This is a genomic window from Pseudomonas sp. Sample_14 (assembly GCF_004307515.1).
GTDB classification, from domain to species: domain Bacteria; phylum Pseudomonadota; class Gammaproteobacteria; order Pseudomonadales; family Pseudomonadaceae; genus Aquipseudomonas; species Aquipseudomonas atacamensis.
In genome coordinates this window covers 1-17,566 of the sequence record NZ_RCOC01000082.1, presented here as the reverse complement: position 1 = coordinate 17,566, position 17,566 = coordinate 1, and the positions used below count along the sequence as shown (strand labels likewise).

Below are 17,566 nucleotides of genomic sequence, written 5' to 3'. Positions count from 1 at the left end.
GGGTGCAACCCTTTTTTTGCCGGAATAATACGCAGCTCGTCAGGAAATATTTTCTGGTACGAAAGTGCTGCTCCTGCTTGGTGCTTTTGCTTCTAGCAAAGAGCCATGACTGCGACAAAAGGGAGCAAAAACGGGGCGATCGTCGATTAATCCGGCTGGGTGCAACTAATTCTCGCGAAACTGGTTGCACCTTATTTGCTTTGTTGCATAGCATTCGCCGCCAAGGTGCAACCGGGAATAACCCGGTGCATCGGCTGATGGCTTTCCTGGGGAAACATCAGTCTTAAATGCGCGGGATCCCGGATCGTCTGCCAAACGTCGTCGTTTGCGAGCGGTTCACCACCGCCGCTACATAAAAACAAAGCCAGGGCGTAACTCAATGAGCGTAAGCAATCCAACCCTGATCACGTTCGTGATCTACATCGCAGCAATGGTGCTGATCGGCTTGATGGCCTATCGCTCCACCAACAACCTTTCCGATTATATTCTCGGTGGTCGCAGCCTCGGCAGCGTCGTCACCGCGCTGTCTGCCGGTGCCTCCGACATGAGCGGCTGGTTGCTGATGGGCCTGCCGGGCGCCATCTACATGTCCGGTCTGTCCGAAAGCTGGATCGCCATCGGCCTGATCGTCGGTGCCTACCTGAACTGGCTGTTTGTCGCCGGCCGTCTGCGTGTGCAGACCGAGCACAACGGCGATGCCCTGACTCTGCCGGATTACTTTTCCAGCCGTTTCGAAGATAAAAGCGGCTTGCTGCGGATCATCTCGGCGATCGTGATTCTGGTGTTCTTTACCATCTACTGCGCTTCCGGCATCGTCGCCGGTGCCCGTCTGTTCGAAAGCACGTTCGGCATGACTTACGAAACGGCGCTGTGGGCCGGTGCTGCGGCGACGATTGCCTACACCTTCATCGGCGGTTTCCTCGCGGTGAGCTGGACCGACACCGTACAAGCCACGCTGATGATCTTCGCGCTGATCCTTACGCCGATCATCGTCCTGCTGGCCACAGGCGGCGTTGACACCACGTTCCTCGCCATCGAAGCGCAAGATCCAAGCAACTTCGACATGCTCAAAGGCACCACCTTCATCGGCATCATCTCGCTGATGGGCTGGGGTCTGGGCTACTTCGGCCAGCCGCACATCCTCGCGCGTTTCATGGCGGCGGATTCGGTGAAGTCGATCGCCAAGGCGCGTCGCATTTCCATGGCCTGGATGATCCTCTGCCTGGGCGGCACCGTTGCGGTGGGCTTCTTCGGTATCGCTTACTTCTCGGCGCACCCGGAAGTCGCCGGTCCTGTGACCGAGAACCCGGAGCGCGTGTTCATCGAACTGGCGAAAATCCTCTTCAACCCATGGGTTGCCGGTGTACTGCTGTCGGCCATTCTGGCTGCGGTGATGAGCACCCTGAGCTGCCAGTTGCTGGTGTGCTCGAGCGCCCTGACCGAAGACTTCTATAAAGCCTTCCTGCGCAAATCCGCTTCGCAACTGGAGCTGGTCTGGGTCGGTCGTGCCATGGTGCTGCTGGTAGCCCTGATTGCTATCGCGCTGGCTGCCAACCCGGAAAACCGCGTACTGGGCCTGGTGTCCTACGCCTGGGCCGGTTTCGGTGCTGCATTCGGTCCGGTGGTGCTGATTTCGGTGGTCTGGAAAGACATGACCCGCAACGGCGCACTGGCCGGTATTCTGGTCGGCGCGATCACCGTGGTGGTCTGGAAGCATTTCGAACTGCTGGGTCTGTACGAAATCATTCCGGGCTTCATCTTCGCCAGCCTGGCCATCTACTTTGTCAGCAAGGCGGGTGAGCCGACTCGCGGCATGGTTGAGCGTTTCGAGGCAGCGGAAAAAGACTTCCATCTGAACAAGTGATGGACTGAGCTTCGGCTCACCTGAAAACGGCCCGTTTCCTACAGGAAGCGGGCCGTTTTTTTGTGCCTGTGATTTCTCGAATCCTGTGGAAATCCATTGTGGGAGCGAGCCTGCTCGCGAATGCGATTGATCATTCAATGAATGTGTCGACTGACATGCCGCTTTCGCGAGCAGGCTCGCTCCCACAGGGTGGGTGGCAGGTTTGATTGAATTGTCTGTAGTCGAACGGCCGAATTAACAAGGTCCTTTCAGCAACCCACGTAGGGCAAATCTGAATTTCCCGTCACCTGCTCGGCACCCCTTGCCCCTCATGCAGAATCGCCCGCCCTCACACTGCAGAGAGACATCGGATGTTCGCGCCTGCCAATCAACCGCGTTTCACGTTGACCCTCGAAGGCGCCCGGCATGACCTCAAAGTCCTTGAGTTCACGGGCAGGGAAGCCATCAGCCAACCCTATCGCTTCGAGCTGGAACTGGTCAGCGAGCGGCCGGACCTGGATCTGGAAAGCCTGCTGCATGGTCAGGCGTTTCTGAGTTTCGATGCTCAGGGTTGCGGTATTCATGGTCAGATTTATCAGGTCGGGCAGGGCGATTCCGGGAAACGTCTGACACGCTATCACCTCAGCCTTGTCCCGCGTCTGACGTATCTGGGGCATCGCATCAACCAGCGGATTTTTCAGCATCAGAGCGTGCCGCAGATCATCAAGCAGATCCTCAAGGATCATTCGATCCTGCGCGATGCCTTTGAATTTCGCCTGGGCAGCGAATACCCGGAGCGCGAGTACTGTGTGCAATACGCCGAAAGCGATCTGGCATTCATCCAGCGCCTGTGTGCCGAAGTCGGCATTCATTACCACTTTCACCACAGCCCCGAAGGCCATCTGCTGGTATTCGGCGACGACCAGACCGTGTTCCCCAAGCTGCCCGCGCCAACGCTGTATTTGCCGGGCAGCGGCATGTCGGCGGGCGCGCCGGCGATTCAGCGTTTCAATGTGCGCGTGGAAACCCGCACCAGCGTCGTCACCCGGCGCGACTACAACTTCGAAAAACCACGCCTGTCTCTGGAAAGTCGCAGTGACGGCGAGCAACGTCCGGTGCTGGAGGACTATCACTTCCCCGGCCAATTCAGTGATCGTGAAACCGGCAAACAGCTGACTCGGCGAGCGCTGGAACGGCACGTCGCCGATTACCATCAGGCCGACGGCAGCAGCGACGAGTCTTCATTGGTCTGCGGGCATTTTCTGCAACTCACCGAGCATCCGCGCAGCGACTGGAATGATCTGTGGTTGCTCACCTGTGTCGAGCATCGCGGCCGTCAGCCGCAGGTGCTGGAGGAATCGGTGACCAGCGATGGCGAATCCTTTCAGGGCTACCGCAATACTTTCGTCGCCACGCCGTGGGACGTGGTCTTTCGTCCGGCGCTTTGCCCGGAAAAACCGCGCATGTCGGGTTACCAGCCTGCCGTGGTCACCGGCCCGAAAGACCTGGAAATCCATTGCGATGAATATGGCCGGGTCAAGGTGCAACTGGCCTGGGACCGCGATGGCGAATTGAACGAGCACTCCAGTTGCTGGCTGCGCGTCGCGACCGGTTGGGCTCACGATCACTACGGTAGCGTGTTGATTCCGCGCGTCGGCATGGAAGTGCTGGTCGGCTTCATTGATGGCGATGCCGATAAGCCGCTGGTCATGGGTTGCCTGCCGAATGCGGCAACCCCGGTGCCGCTGGATCTGCCGGCAGACAAGACCCGAAGCGTGTTCCGCAGCCAGAGCAGCCCCGGAGGTGGCGGTTATAACGAACTGCGCATCGAGGATAAAAAAGGCGCCGAGGAAATCTACCTGCGTGCCCAGCGCAACTGGACCCAGCATGTGCTCAACGACCAGCAGTTGCAGGTCGATAATCAGCGCAGTGTGGTCGTCACCGGTACCGCCCGCCATGAACTCAAGGCCGACGAGCAACGCATCACCCACGGCCAGCGCCAGACCGAAGTCAGGCTGGATGATCATTTGTCCGTGCTCGGCGACCGACAGGTTCGGGTAAACAGCCAGGCCACCAGCGCCTCAGCGCAGATCCATATCAGCGCAGGCCAGCAAGTGGTCATTGATGGCGGCGCGAGCGCGACGATTCAGGCCGGCGGACAGTGGATCAACATCGGCCCCGGCGGAATTTTCAGCAGCGTGCCGATTGTTGTGGGTGGCGCGCCAATGGCGGCAACGAGTGCGGCACCGGTGGTGCCGGGCTTGCCAGAGAAACTGGCCGCTGCGCCGGCGGCGGTTCTCACCGCCGCACAGATCATGAGTCTCAAAGGTGATGCGCCTTTCTGCGAAGAGTGTGAGCGTTGTAAGGACGGTGTCTGTGCAGCCTGAACAATTGACGCCCGAACAATGGCTGGCGCGGCAGCCGCTGCACGCGTCGGAACAACTGTTCGCCATTTTCAGTCGCGCCAGCGACGCCAATGCGTTCAAAGCCTGGCAGGGCACAGCGAATCCAGTCTGGGCCGAGACCATTTATGCCGAGTGGGATGCGGTGATGCCCTATGTGGGAATTGTCGCTGCAGACAGTGAGTTTTTACGTTGGGTGGCGGAAACAGAATCCCGGGATTGGGGATGGTTGGCGGTGTCTTCGGCGGATCTTGACGTGCTGGTCGAGCATTTTCGCAGCCTCACTCAGGTGCTGATGCCGGACGGTAAAGCGGTGTTTTTCCGCTTTTGGGATGGTCGGTTTCTGCTGCCTCTTTTGCACTCTGACGAGGTCATTCCCGCGCAATGGCTGCCAGTCGTTTCACGAGCCTTGATCAATGGCCAGGCCATTGAAATCGGGGGCCGTGCGCTGGTTTCGGGGCGGGTCTTTCCGTGGTGGAGCGTGCCGCAATCGCTGTTGGCGCAGACTGACGCAAGCGTACGCATCGCCAATGCTCTGCAATGGCTGAGCGAGGAGCAACCGGCCGTGTTCGAGGCGTTTCCCGAGGCTGTTTTGCGCTGCAAGGTCGGGCAGTTTTTCAAATTATCGATGTCGGAAGATTCGTCACAATCGGCGCTTCTGGAGTTTTTGCTGGCAGAGGCAGAGTGAAGTTTCGGGGCAAACGCTTCGGACGTTTCCTTCGAATCGCGGCGGCTTTCATGAACTGGTGCGTGGTGGGTTGCAGGGATAGTCTTTTCGTTGTCACTGCGAGAGTGGTGGCAGGGTGAAGGATTCCCGCATTCATGACGTTACAGTTCGTTGGCTTTTTGCGGCACTTGGTTCAAGTCCGTAAGATCGTTCGCGGCGGCTGTGCGTGGGGCACGCTTCGGCGTGGCCGAGGTCCATGATTGCTCGGTTCCTACTCCCGCGCACAGCTGCCACCCTAACCCGTAGGAAGGTGTGATGGCGGCTCACGTTTATCAATCATGGGACCCGGAAAATGACCAATATGCATACTGATTCACCCTACGAAAAAATCACCCCTCACCCCGACAACCGCTTCATGGCCCTTACCGGCAATTGCAGCGACATGCCCAGCCTGTTCGTCGACACCCATGTGCCCCTCGACATCCTCATGGACGCCGCCAACTATCGCATCCGCGCCGTGGTCCAGGTCCTGGAAAACATGTGCATGCGCGGCTCGATCGAATGCGACTCCGTGATCCTCAGCGACTTCGCCTTGCTGTGCGCCATCCCATTGCGCGATGGCTGTGATGTGCTCGATGTCATCGGCAAGCGCCTGCGCAGCTTGCCCGCCTGAAGATCAGAAGATCGCAGCCTCCGGCAGAGTGAGCGCCTATCCCATGTAGGAGCCGCCGAAGGCTGCGATCTTTTGATTGATTGAAATCGGGGGGGCAGTCAGAGATGTAGGCATCTTGGGTTTTGATAAAGCGGTTGAACGCTTCGGAGTTGTAGATCTTCAGGCACGCAAGGAACACCACTTTTTCATTTGAGTGTTTGCTGCGTGAAGGTGTCTGCTGGTAAGCCGCCGATATGTAGCTCAGTGTTTCTTTATAGGGATCGTGCAGCACTTGCAGCGTTCTTCATCTTGCAGGATGGAATGTAGGCCGTTGCCCATGACTGAATAGGCATTGGCGGACAGCGCAATGTCTTTTTCCAGCGCTGAGCGTTCGTTGAATGGCTTCAGAATGCAGTGGCTCAGCCCGTAGTTCTTTAGTGTCTGGCGTGCCTGTTCAATGTGAGTTTCGTCGGCAAGGGCGAGGTATGGACTTAGAAGGCTGAGTGAACAGATGATGAGATACCGCATGAGTTTTTGACTTCCTGTCGTTCATGGTTAGCCAGTTTAACGCCATAAAAGCAAAGCCCCTCACCCTAGCCCTCTCCCAGAGGGAGAGGGGACTGACCGAGTTGTCTGGGTGATGTACGCCGACCTGCGACTTCAGTGGTGAACTTCGCTTGGCCAAGCCTGAGATCACGTGGATCATTCAGGTCGATGTAACTCGCAAGATCGCCACCGTCAGTCCCCTCTCCCTCCGGGAGAGGGCTAGGGTGAGGGCAGGCTTTTTGTCCGCTCGGCCGCCAACCCCTGACTTGCCGACCGGTAAAAGGTAAACTTTGCGGCCCTCGCAGGAGCAGCCATGAATTATCGTCACGCCTTCCATGCCGGCAATCACGCCGATGTGTTCAAACACCTGACCTTGACCCGCCTCATAGCCCTGATGTCGCGCAAGGAGCAGCCGTTTGCCTATCTCGACACGCACGCCGGCATCGGTCTGTATGACTTGCAGGGCGATCAGGCCAATCGCACCGGCGAGTACCTGGAAGGCATTGCGCGGTTGTGGGATCAGCCGGACCTGCCGGCGCTGACCGCTGATTACATGAAGGTGCTGCACGAGATGAACCCGGATGGCCAGTTGCGCTATTACCCGGGTTCGCCGGAGCTGGCACGGCGTCTGACGCGGCCGCAGGATCGGGTGATGCTCAACGAGAAGCACCCGGAAGACGGTGTGTTGCTCAAGGACAACATGGCCGGCGATCGTCGGGTAAAAGTGCATCTGGGCGAGGGTTGGCATGTGGCGCGGGCGATGTTGCCGGTGCAGGAAAAGCGCGCGGTGATGCTGATCGATCCGCCGTTCGAGCAACTCGACGAGATGCAGCGTTGCGCGGCGTCGATGAAAGAAGCCATCGGCCGCATGCGCCAGACCGTGGCAGCGATCTGGTATCCGGTGAAGGATCAGCGTGCGTTGCGGCGTTTCTATCAGGACTTGGCAGGCACCGGTGCGCCGAAGTTGCTGCGTGTGGAGCTGCTGGTGCATCCGCTGGATACGCCGAACAGCCTGAACGGTTCCGGGCTGGCGATCGCCAATCCGCCGTGGGGGCTGGAGGAAGAACTGCGGGAGCTGCTGCCGTGGTTGTCGAAGAAGCTTGGGCAGACCCAGGGTGGCTGGCAGATGGATTGGTTGATTGCCGAGAGTTGATCGCCGAGCGATCGTTCCCACGCTCCGCGTGGGAATGCCTCAATGGACGCTCTGCGTCCGCTGTCAGGACGCGGAGCGTCCCGGGCTGCATTCCCACGCAGAGCGTGGGAACGATCAGTCGGGCTAGTTGCCCGCAAGGCTCGCAGGCATGCACACGCCGGTGCCGCCAATCCCGCAGTAACCTTCAGGGTTTTTCGCCAGATACTGCTGGTGATAGGCCTCTGCAAAGTACACGGGCGGGGCTTGGTCGATCTCGGTGCTGATTTCACCCAGACCGGCCTTGGCCAGTTCCGCCTGATACACGTCTTTGCTTTTCAGTGCCGCATCCAGTTGCTCCGGGGTGGTCGCGTAGATCACCGAGCGGTACTGAGTGCCGATGTCGTTGCCCTGACGCATGCCCTGAGTCGGGTTGTGCAGTTCCCAGAACATCGCCAGCAGTTCCTCGTAACTGACATGGGCCTTGTCATACACCACCAATACCACTTCGGCGTGGCCGGTCAGGCCCGAGCAGACTTCTTCGTACGTCGGATTCGGCGTGAAGCCGCCGGCGTAACCGACGACTGTGCTGACCACGCCTTCGCGCTGCCAGAAACGTCGTTCCGCGCCCCAGAAGCAACCCAGACCGAAAATCGCGAAGTCGACGTCCTGAAAGAATGGACCGAGCAGCGGGGTGTCTTCGAAGACGAAGTGTTTTTCCGGCAGGGTCATCGGGGTTTCGCGGCCGGGCAGGGCTTGTTCTTTGGTTGGAAGCACGTTTTTGTTCACCAGAATTTCCGAGCGCAGAACCATGAGCGTTCCTCTCAGTCAGGTTGGAGGTAAAAAGTCAGACCGCCAGTGTGCCGAATGATGCCGGAATTCGCACTATCAAAACTGTGGGAGCGAGCCTGCTCGCGAAAGCGGGGTGTCAGGCGACGAAGATGTCGACGGTTTTATCGCCTTCGCGAGCAGGCTCGCTCCCACAAGGGATCTTCATAGAAGCCGGCGTTAGAGGCAGAGCGGCCCACGCGGATAGCGCTTGAGCGCTTTGATCAGCTCATCGCCCGGAATCGGTCGGTCGAACAGATAACCCTGGCCGACGTCGCAACGATGCCGGCGCAGGAACGCCAGTTGCTCGGCGGTTTCGATGCCTTCGGCGACAACTTTGAGTTTCAGGTTGTGGGCCATGGCGATCACGGCGGAGGTGATTTCCATGTCGTCCTGGTTGTCGGGGATTTCATGGATGAAGCTGCGATCGATCTTGATGATGTCGATCGGGAATTTCTTCAGATAGCTCAGCGACGAGTACCCGGTGCCGAAGTCATCCATGGCCAGGGTCAGGCCCAGGCGCTTGAGCTGGTCGAGCTGCAAATGCGTGTCTTCGGTGGCTTCCAGCAACAAGCCTTCGGTCAGCTCCAGTTCGAGCAGACTGGCCGGCAGCGCTTCTTCCCTGAGGATGTTGGCGATCGAGGCGACCAGGTCCGGATCGGAGAACTGTTTCGGTGACAGATTGATTGCCACCTGCAGATTGCCCAGGCCGGCAGCGGTCAGGGATTTGCTCATGCGGCAGGCCTGACGGGCGATCCATTTGCCGATCGGAATGATCAGGCCGGTTTCCTCGGCGACGCTGATGAACTGGTCCGGGCGAATCATGCCGCGTTCCGGGTGGTTCCAGCGCAACAGCGCTTCCATGCCCAGCAGGCGACCGCTGCGCAGGCACAGCTTGGGCTGGTAGAACACGTCCAGTTCGTTCTGCGTGAGGGCGCGGCGCAGGTTGTTCTCGACGAACAGTTTGTAACTGGCTTCGGCGTTCAGCGCTTCAGTGAACACCTGCAACTGGTGTTTGCCGTTGGCCTTGGCCTTGTGCAGTGCCAGGCCGGCGTTGCGCATCAGGGTTTGCGGATCGCGCCCGTGCAGCGGCGCGCAGGCCAGGCCGACGGAGCCGGTGACGCTGATCAACTGATTGTCGACGAACATCGGCTTGTCGAGGGTCATCAGCAACTGACTGGCAATCTGCTGCCCGGCTTCAAGGTCGGTGTCGTCGAGCAACACGGCGAATTCGTTACTGGCAAAACGCGCCAGGCTGCCACTCGGGCTGAGGCTGTTGCGCAGGCGCCGGGCGAGGCTGATCAACAGTTTGTCGCCGGTCTGGTGACCGAGGCTGTCGTTGATCCGCTTGAAATTGTCGATGTCCACCAGCAACAGGCTGATCGGCGTATCGCTGTCGCGGGCGAAACGCTCATCGAGATTGCGGATGAATGCCGGACGGTTGCCGAGGTTGGTCAGGTTGTCGGTGTAGGCCAGGCGCTCGATACGTTGCTGCGCGAGTTTGGTCTGGGTGATGTCTTCGTAGATGCCGATGTAATGCGTCAGCTCACGGTTATCGCCATAGACCTTGGAAATCGACAGCTGGCCCCAGTACGGTTCGAGGTTTTTGCGGCGGCTTTTGAATTCGCCCTGCCAGCTGTTGCTCTGGGCCAGCGCCGAGGGCGCGTCGAACAGCAGTTCGCTTAGGTTTTCCAGCGCCGGCAATTCCGACAGGCGCTGGCCGTGGACTTCCTCGGTGGTGTACTGGGTGATCGCAGTGAAGCTCGGGTTGACGTATTCGACCACGCCGTCACAGTTGACCAGCAAGAAGGCGTTGGCGCTTTGCTCGACCGCGCGCTGAAACAGGTGCAGGGCGCTGGTGGCGGTGCGCCGGTTGTGATTGTTGATTACTTGTGCGAACTGGTCGGCCAGCTCACCGGCAAAGGCGATTTCGTCGGACTGCCAGGCGCGGGTGACGCCGGTCTGTTCCAGGCACAACACGCCGACTACCTGGCCGTCGACGCGAATGCTGGCATCGAGCATGGCGTTGACGTCACGCGGACGCATCGCCTCGGCCATCTCGCGGGTGCGCGGGTCGTGCATGGCGTTGTGCGCATCGATGGCGCGGCTGCTGTGCAGCGCTTCCATGTAATCGGGGAAGCCGCTGATATCGATCGGCTCCGGCAGCAGGTATTCCTGAGTTGCGCGGTGGTAGGCGGAGATCGGCAGCAAGCGCTGGCCTTCGAGGTTCCACAGGCTGGCGCAGTCGATTTCGTAGATATCGCAGGCGCAGCGGGTGATCAGCTCGGCGGCTTCCTGCAGCGAGTTGTGCGTGCTGTAGCGCTGGCGTGCGAGCAGCAGAATCAGATCCTGCTGGGCACGCACGCGCTCCAGATGCTGCAGTTGTTCCTGCTGGGCACGCTGGTTCAGCTCAAGGGCGATTTGCAGGCGCGAGTTCTGGGTTTCCAGATCCACCGAAGGCAGCACCTGGGTTTCGTCGAACACTTCGTCGACGGCCAACAGGTAGCCGCGCAGCAAATGCCGGTTGTGCTGTTTGTAGGCTTCACCCAGTTCGAGCATGTTCAACGCGCCGGCGGCGGTGTGCAGGGTGTAGCGCACCACGTAATGCGCGCTTTTGCTTAGTTGCTGCTGGATCGCGTCATGCAGTTGGTAGCGCGCTTCGGGCTCCATCAGGCTGGCGTAGGGCGAGCCGACCAGTGCGCAGAGCTCGACGGCCGGCTGGCCAAACTGGCGTTCGCAGTTGGGATCGAGGAACAGCATTGCCCAACTGGCTTCATTCAAGCGCTCGAAACGCAGCATGCCGAGCCGCGAGGGCACAGGCAACTGCGTCACTACCTCGGCCGCCATACGGCTGGCGGCATCGGGCTGGCTCTTCATGAAGGAAACTCGCTTGGAAATATGCTGAATGCGCCGGGCTCTCGCCCTCTTGTCTGTTGGCTGCGGCAAGGTTGCATCATTGCGGCACCGACTGACAAGAGAGATGAAGGCCAAGTGCTATAAGAATATGTCGGCTGCAGTGAACATTTCTCCAGTGCACAACTGAAATGAGCAGAAGATCGCCGCCTTGAACAACTCTTGCAGGCGCCACGTAGCCATATAGGAGCTGCCGAAGGCTGCGATCTTTTGGTGTTTCAACGCAATTTCATACTGATCGACTGCAACTTCTTGCCATCGCGGTCATGGTAATTGACCAATATCTGATCAGCCTCAACGACCACATGCGCAAAATTGTCCTGACTCACCACGGCACTGGTGAGCTCGTGCCGATAATTCCCGGCTGCCGTGCGCACCAGCGGTTGATCGAGGATAAACGTTGAAGCCTTGGCATACGGCAGCAATTTGCTGTTGTGCAGCGGCGAGGACACGATGGTGTGCACCTCGAAATCGGTGTCCTCGCTGTGACTCAAGCGACTGGTCAGCGAGCCATGGACGTCGCCGGAGACGAACACCACGTTCTTGATCCGGTGAGTGCGGATGGTTTCCAGCAGGCGCAGACGCTGCTCGGGAAAAGCTTTCCAGGCATCGTCACCGTTGAACTTGCGATCGGGATAGAACATCACGCTGGTCACCACGAATTTCACTCGTGCCGGGCTATGGATCAGCCATTGCAGCAGGGCCTGTTCCTGCTCGATGTCGAGAATGCGCCGGTCATCCTTCGACAAGTTGCGTCGGGTGCGACTGTCGGTGACGAACCAGGCGATATCGCTGTCGCCGAACTGATACCAATAATGCTTCAAGGTATTCCGGTCTATCTGGCCCTCGCTGTTATATGCGTAAACCGGGCTGTGGCTGGCTTGATAAAGTTCATAAGCGGCCATGGCGTTGCGATACAAGTCCTTGTCCGCATCTTTTGCATTGGCGGGCCAGTTATCTTCTATTTCATGATCGTCGAGCATCATGTAAGTCGATGTATTGGACATCAATCGTTGAATATTCGGTTGCGAGAATGCCGTTCGATACTTCTTCAGAATGTCTTTGGCTTCGCGATCCGGTGCAATGATATTCAAATCATCTACATACACTTGATCGCCGGTCATGATCACCGCGCTGACGGGTAGATGACTGCTCTCGACAAGTTGATTGATCGAGCCAAAGATGCGATCGCCCAGTTGCGGCAACGAAGCGATGCCTGCGGTGATCCGCAGATAACGGCAAGATCCGACGATAAAGCCCCGGGGCTGGCTGGCTTGCGCGGTGCGGGTACGAAAGCGGTAGAGCTGTCGCGGCCATTGCAGTGGAAACTCCACCACTGTGTCGATGGTATGTACCGGATTCATCGGGCTTAACCAGCCGGCTTGATATTCGTATTCACAATCGGCGTCCAGATCCTGTAATACCAGTACGCCCGACATGTCGTTGGCTGGATGCAAAAGTGCAAATACGCTGTTGGACCATTTTTCCGTTCCGGCCTTGCGCGCGCGAACTCCGGCAAATACGCGTTTTTTGTCCTGTTGTTCGCCGCGCATGAAAATGCGAACTTCGTTAGTTGTGGCGTGGCCCACGATGGGGCCGATAGTCGGTTTGAACATGATCGATTCCGTTCGAGATTTTAATAAGATGAATTAAATAAGCGGAGCGCATTGAAGCAACTTTCCTGAGCAGAGGTTAGTTGGCCAGCGGCAGAAAATATTGGCGTTAAGTGGACCAGACCTGTGGCCGATGTCAGCGCAGGTTGTAGGAAAGAGGCGCGATCCGGTTTATTTCAGGCAAAAAAAAGCCCCGTCAATTGACGGGGTTGAGGTACGAGCGTGTGGCGCTCGAAAGGGTGCAGCAAGCGGCCCTCCGTCGCCGGAGGGCCGTTTGGGTTACAGCAGGATGGTGCGGATGTCGCCCAACAGGCTGCCCAGACGCTGAGTGAAGCGTGCAGCAGCAGCGCCGTTGATCACGCGGTGATCGTAGGACAGCGACAGTGGCAGCATCAGCTTCGGCTGGAAGGCTTTGCCATCCCAGACTGGCTGGATGGTTGCCTTGGACACACCGAGGATCGCCACTTCCGGCGCGTTGACGATCGGCGTGAAGCCGGTGCCGCCAATGTGGCCGAGGCTGGAAATGGTGAAGCAGGCGCCCTGCATCTCGTCCGAGGACAGCTTCTTGGTGCGGGCTTTTTCAGCCAGCGAAGCCGCTTCGGCTGCCAGTTGCAGCAGGCTCTTCTGGTCGACGTTCTTGATCACCGGCACCAGCAGGCCATCCGGAGTGTCGACGGCGAAGCCGATGTTCACGTATTTCTTGCGGATGATCGCCTTGCCACTTGGTGCCAGCGAACTGTTGAAGTCCGGCAGCTCCTTGAGCAGGTGCGCGCAGGTCTTGAGCAGCAGCGGCAGGATGGTCAGCTTGACGCCAGCCTTCTCGGCCACGGCTTTCTGCGCAACACGGAAGGCTTCCAGCTCGGTGATGTCCGCCGAGTCGAATTGCGTCACGTGTGGCACGTTCAGCCAGCTGCGGTGCAGGTTGGCAGCGCCGACCTGCATCAGGCGGGTCATCGGCACTTCTTCGATTTCGCCGAAACGGCTGAAATCGACCACCGGGATCGGCGGGATGCCCGCGCCACCGGTAGCGCCGCCAGCAGCGGCCGGTGCTTCCTTGGCCTTCTGCATCATCGCCTTGACGTAAACCTGCACGTCTTCCTTGAGGATGCGACCGTGCGGACCGCTGGCGCCAACGGCGCTCAGCTCGACGCCGAACTCACGAGCCAGTTGACGCACGGCAGGGCCGGCGTGAACTTTGGCGCCCGGTTTCGCTGGTGTAGCAGCCGGCGCTGCGGCTGGAGCGGTGGCAGCAGGTGCAGCGGCAGCCGGAGCAGCAGGTGCCGGAGCGCTCGGTGCAGCAGCCGCAGCCGGGGCAGCAGCCGGGGCCGCGCCTTTGACTTTGAGCTTGAGGATCAGGTCGCCGGTGCCGACTTCGTCATCGAGCTTGATCGAAACGCTTTCGACCACGCCAGCGGCAGGCGATGGAATTTCCATGCTCGCCTTGTCGGATTCCAGGGTGATCAGCGACTGGTCGGCTTCGACAGTGTCGCCGGCCTTGACCAGCACTTCGATGATCTTCGCCTTGCCGGCCGAACCGATGTCCGGGACGTGGATGTCCTGAACGCTGTCGGCAACCGGTGCAGCCGGAGCAGCAGCCGGGGCTGGCGCAGCGGCAGCAGCAGGCGCAGCAGCCTGAGCCGGAGCGGCAGCCGCAGGGGCCGCAGCACCCGCCACTTCCAGATCCAGAATCAGATCGCCAGTGCCGACTTCGTCGTTGAGCTTGACGCTGATGGCTTTGACCACGCCAGCGGCAGGCGACGGGATTTCCATGCTGGCCTTGTCGGATTCCAGAGTGATCAGCGATTGATCAGCTTCGACGCTGTCGCCGACCTTGACCTGAATCTCGATGATCTGCGCCTTGCCCGACGAACCGATGTCCGGCACGTGCACTTGCTGTACCGAAGCGGCAGCAGGGGCAGCGGCAGGCGCGGCAGCAGCAGGTGCCGCAGCCGGTTTCTCTTCGGCTTTCGCAGCAGGTGCGGCGGCAGGTGCAGGGGCCGCTTCAGCGGCGCCCTCGACTTCCAGCTCGAGCAGTTCGTCGCCTTCTTTCAGACGGTCGCCCAGCTTCACTTTCAGGCTCTTGATGACGCCGGCTTTCGGGGCCGGCACTTCCATGCTGGCCTTGTCCGATTCCAGGGTCAGGATGCTCTGGTCGGCTTCGATGCGGTCGCCGACCTTCACAAACAGTTCAATTACTTCACCTTCACCGCTGCCGATGTCAGGTACGCGAATGAGTTCGCTCACAAAATGTCTCCTCAGCAGTCCAGTGGGTTGCGTTTTTCCGGGTCGATGCCGAACTTGGCGATGGCTTCAGCCACCACCTTAGGTTCGATATCACCACGGTCAGCCAGTGCTTCCAGGGCTGCCAACACCACGAAATGACGGTCGACTTCGAAGAAATGACGCAGTTTCTTGCGGCTGTCGCTGCGGCCGAAACCGTCGGTGCCCAGGACTTTGAATTCCTTGGACGGTACCCACTGACGGATCTGCTCGGCGAACAGCTTCATGTAGTCGGTAGAAGCAATGACCGGACCTTTACGGCCGTTCAGGCACTCTTCGACGTAGCTCAGCTTAGGCTTCTGGCCAGGCTTGAGACGGTTGCTGCGCTCTACAGCGAGGCCGTCGCGACGCAGTTCGTTGAAGCTGGTAACGCTCCACACGTCAGCGCCGATGTTGAACTCTTCACGCAGGATCTTCGCCGCTTCACGCACTTCACGCAGGATGGTGCCGGAGCCCATCAGCTGAACGTGGTGCGCCGCATCGCGAGTGTCTTCCTCGAGCAGGTACATGCCTTTCTTGATGCCTTCTTCGGCACCGGCCGGCATGGCTGGCTGCTGGTACGACTCGTTCATCACGGTGATGTAGTAGAAGATGTCCTGTTGCTCTTCGGTCATCTTCTTCATGCCGTCCTGAATGATCACCGCCAGCTCGTAGCCGTAGGTCGGATCGTAGGTGCGGCAGTTCGGGATGGTCGCGGCCAGCAAGTGGCTGTGACCGTCTTCGTGCTGCAGACCTTCACCGTTCAGGGTGGTACGGCCAGCGGTGCCGCCGATCAGGAAGCCACGGGTACGGCTGTCGCCAGCGGCCCAGGCCAGGTCGCCGATACGCTGGAAGCCGAACATCGAGTAGAAGATGTAGAACGGCAGCATCGGCTGGTTGTGGCTGGAGTACGAAGTACCGGCAGCGATGAACGAGCTCATGGCGCCTGCTTCGTTGATGCCTTCTTCAAGGATCTGACCTTTCTGGTCTTCCTTGTAGAACATCACCTGGTCTTTATCGACTGGCTCGTAGAGCTGGCCGACGGAGGAGTAGATGCCCAACTGACGGAACATGCCTTCCATACCGAAGGTACGGGCTTCGTCCGGGATGATCGGGACGATGCGCGGGCCGATTTCCTTGTCCTTGACCAGTTGCGCGAGGATCCGCACGAAAGCCATGGTGGTGGAAATTTCACGGTCGCCCGAGCCATCGAGGATGGCTTTGAGAGTGTCCAGATCCGGCGTCGGTACGCTGAAGCTCTGCGCGCGGCGCTGTGGCACGAAACCGCCCAGTGCGGCACGGCGCTCGGCGAGATAGCGGGCTTCGGCGCTGTTTGGCTCTGGCTTGAAGAACGGCAGGTTCTCCAGCTCTTCGTCCTTGACCGGGATGTCGAAGCGGTCGCGGAACAACTTCAGGCTGTCGACGTCGACTTTCTTGGTGTTGTGCGCAGTGTTTTTCGCTTCGCCGGCACCGGTGCCATAACCCTTGATGGTCTTGGCGAGGATGACGGTCGGTTGTTCCTTGTGGTTGACCGCTTCGTGGTACGCCGCGTAGACCTTGTACGGGTCGTGGCCGCCACGGTTGAGTTTCCAGATCTCGTCGTCGGACAGATCGGCAACCATTGCCTTGAGTTCAGGCGTGTTGAAGAAGTGCTCGCGAACGAACGCGCCGTCTTTGGCTTTGTAGTTCTGGTACTCGCCGTCGATGACTTCGTCCATGCGACGTTGCAGGATGCCGTCGACGTCTTTCGCCAGCAGCGGGTCCCAGAAACGGCCCCAGATGACTTTGGTCACGTTCCACTGTGCACCGCGGAACACGCCTTCGAGTTCCTGGATGATCTTGCCGTTGCCGCGAACCGGGCCGTCGAGGCGCTGCAGGTTGCAGTTGATGACGAAGATCAGGTTGTCCAGCTTCTCGCGGCCGGCCAGGGAGATCGCGCCCAGGGATTCCGGCTCGTCGCACTCGCCGTCGCCCAGGAAGCACCAGACTTTCTGTTTGCCCGGCTGGATGAAACCGCGGTGCTCCAGGTACTTCATGAAGCGCGCCTGGTAGATCGCCTGGATCGGACCCAGACCCATCGATACGGTCGGGAACTGCCAGAAGTCAGGCATCAGCCAAGGGTGCGGATAGGACGACAGGCCTTGACCATCGACTTCCTGACGGAAGTTGTTCATCTGGTCTTCGGTGATGCGGCCTTCCATGAATGCGCGGGCGTAAACGCCTGGCGAGGTGTGGCCCTGGAAGTAGATCAGGTCGCCGCCGTGTTCGTCGGTCGGGGCCTGGAAGAAATAGTTGAAGCCGATGTCATACAGGGTCGCACTGGAAGCGAAGCTGGAGATGTGACCACCCAGGTCCGAATCTCGCAGGTTCGTGCGCATTACCATGGCCATCGCGTTCCAGCGTACCAGCGAGCGAATGCGGCGTTCCATGAACAGGTCGCCAGGCATGCGTGCTTCGTGGGTAACGGGGATCGTGTTGCGGTAAGGCGTGGTGATCGCGTAAGGGAGCTGCGAGCCGCTGCGGGTCGCGAGTTCGCCCATACGGGTCATCAGATAGTGGGCACGGTCTTCGCCTTCTTTGTCGAGAACCGATTCCAGGGCGTCCAGCCATTCCTGGGTTTCGACGGGATCGAGGTCTTGCATGGCTTGCTCCAGGGCGGAAAGGCTTCCAGAATCGGTTGCCTGAGTTTGCGACTGGCCTTGTGGGCAGACGAT

11 protein-coding genes are annotated in these 17,566 nt (G+C 59.4%); 5 read left to right on the top strand and 6 right to left on the bottom strand.

Features of this window, described 5'->3' with window-relative positions:
- The first annotated feature begins 379 nt into the window (after positions 1 to 379).
- The 4 genes from putP (at position 380) to D8U61_RS19110 (ending at position 5,585) form a co-directional block, all read left to right on the top strand.
- The gene (gene putP / locus D8U61_RS19130; RefSeq protein WP_016772011.1) at positions 380 to 1,864 is read left to right on the top strand and encodes a sodium/proline symporter PutP; all 1,485 of its coding nucleotides are present in this window, start codon (positions 380 to 382) and stop codon (positions 1,862 to 1,864) included.
- A 350-nt stretch (positions 1,865 to 2,214) separates the two neighbouring features.
- The gene (locus D8U61_RS19120; protein WP_130927469.1) at positions 2,215 to 4,230 is read left to right on the top strand and encodes a type VI secretion system tip protein VgrG; all 2,016 of its coding nucleotides are present in this window, start codon (positions 2,215 to 2,217) and stop codon (positions 4,228 to 4,230) included.
- On the top strand, positions 4,220 to 4,933 hold the full coding sequence (locus D8U61_RS19115; protein WP_130927468.1) for a DUF4123 domain-containing protein: 714 nt from the start codon (positions 4,220 to 4,222) through the stop codon (positions 4,931 to 4,933). Before D8U61_RS19120 ends, D8U61_RS19115 begins: the two co-directional genes overlap by 11 nt.
- Before the next feature lie 331 nt (positions 4,934 to 5,264).
- Complete coding sequence (locus D8U61_RS19110; RefSeq protein ID WP_016772008.1) at positions 5,265 to 5,585, top strand: hypothetical protein; 321 nt, start codon at positions 5,265 to 5,267, stop codon at positions 5,583 to 5,585.
- A gap of 240 nt (positions 5,586 to 5,825) precedes the next feature.
- On the opposite strand, the gene D8U61_RS19105 is transcribed toward D8U61_RS19110, so the two are convergent.
- Positions 5,826 to 6,092, bottom strand: coding sequence for a hypothetical protein (locus D8U61_RS19105; protein ID WP_241663637.1), 267 nt, complete (start codon positions 6,090 to 6,092; stop codon positions 5,826 to 5,828).
- A 331-nt stretch (positions 6,093 to 6,423) separates the two neighbouring features.
- Here D8U61_RS19105 and rlmJ point away from each other — a divergent pair, with 331 nt between their 5' ends.
- Positions 6,424 to 7,263 carry a 23S rRNA (adenine(2030)-N(6))-methyltransferase RlmJ gene (rlmJ, locus tag D8U61_RS19100; RefSeq protein WP_016772007.1) on the top strand — a complete coding sequence of 280 codons (840 nt, stop codon included), beginning with the start codon at positions 6,424 to 6,426 and terminating at the stop codon, positions 7,261 to 7,263.
- 123 nt (positions 7,264 to 7,386) lie between these two features.
- Here the strand turns inward: rlmJ and msrA are convergent, their stop codons facing one another.
- The 5 genes from msrA to aceE all read right to left on the bottom strand — a co-directional run bounded on the left by msrA (position 7,387) and on the right by aceE (position 17,494).
- On the bottom strand, positions 7,387 to 8,052 hold the full coding sequence (gene msrA / locus D8U61_RS19095; RefSeq protein ID WP_130927467.1) for a peptide-methionine (S)-S-oxide reductase MsrA: 666 nt from the start codon (positions 8,050 to 8,052) through the stop codon (positions 7,387 to 7,389).
- Positions 8,053 to 8,247: 195 nt separating this feature from the next.
- Positions 8,248 to 10,944: a GGDEF and EAL domain-containing protein gene (locus D8U61_RS19090; RefSeq protein ID WP_123443986.1), complete on the bottom strand. Its 2,697-nt coding sequence runs from the start codon at positions 10,942 to 10,944 to the stop codon at positions 8,248 to 8,250.
- A 254-nt stretch (positions 10,945 to 11,198) separates the two neighbouring features.
- Positions 11,199 to 12,596 carry an alkaline phosphatase D family protein gene (locus tag D8U61_RS19085; protein WP_130927466.1) on the bottom strand — a complete coding sequence of 466 codons (1,398 nt, stop codon included), beginning with the start codon at positions 12,594 to 12,596 and terminating at the stop codon, positions 11,199 to 11,201.
- A 276-nt stretch (positions 12,597 to 12,872) separates the two neighbouring features.
- Positions 12,873 to 14,837: a dihydrolipoyllysine-residue acetyltransferase gene (gene aceF / locus D8U61_RS19080; RefSeq protein WP_125926301.1), complete on the bottom strand. Its 1,965-nt coding sequence runs from the start codon at positions 14,835 to 14,837 to the stop codon at positions 12,873 to 12,875.
- An 11-nt stretch (positions 14,838 to 14,848) separates the two neighbouring features.
- On the bottom strand, positions 14,849 to 17,494 hold the full coding sequence (gene aceE, locus D8U61_RS19075; RefSeq protein WP_024011316.1) for a pyruvate dehydrogenase (acetyl-transferring), homodimeric type: 2,646 nt from the start codon (positions 17,492 to 17,494) through the stop codon (positions 14,849 to 14,851).
- Positions 17,495 to 17,566 lie beyond the last annotated feature (72 nt).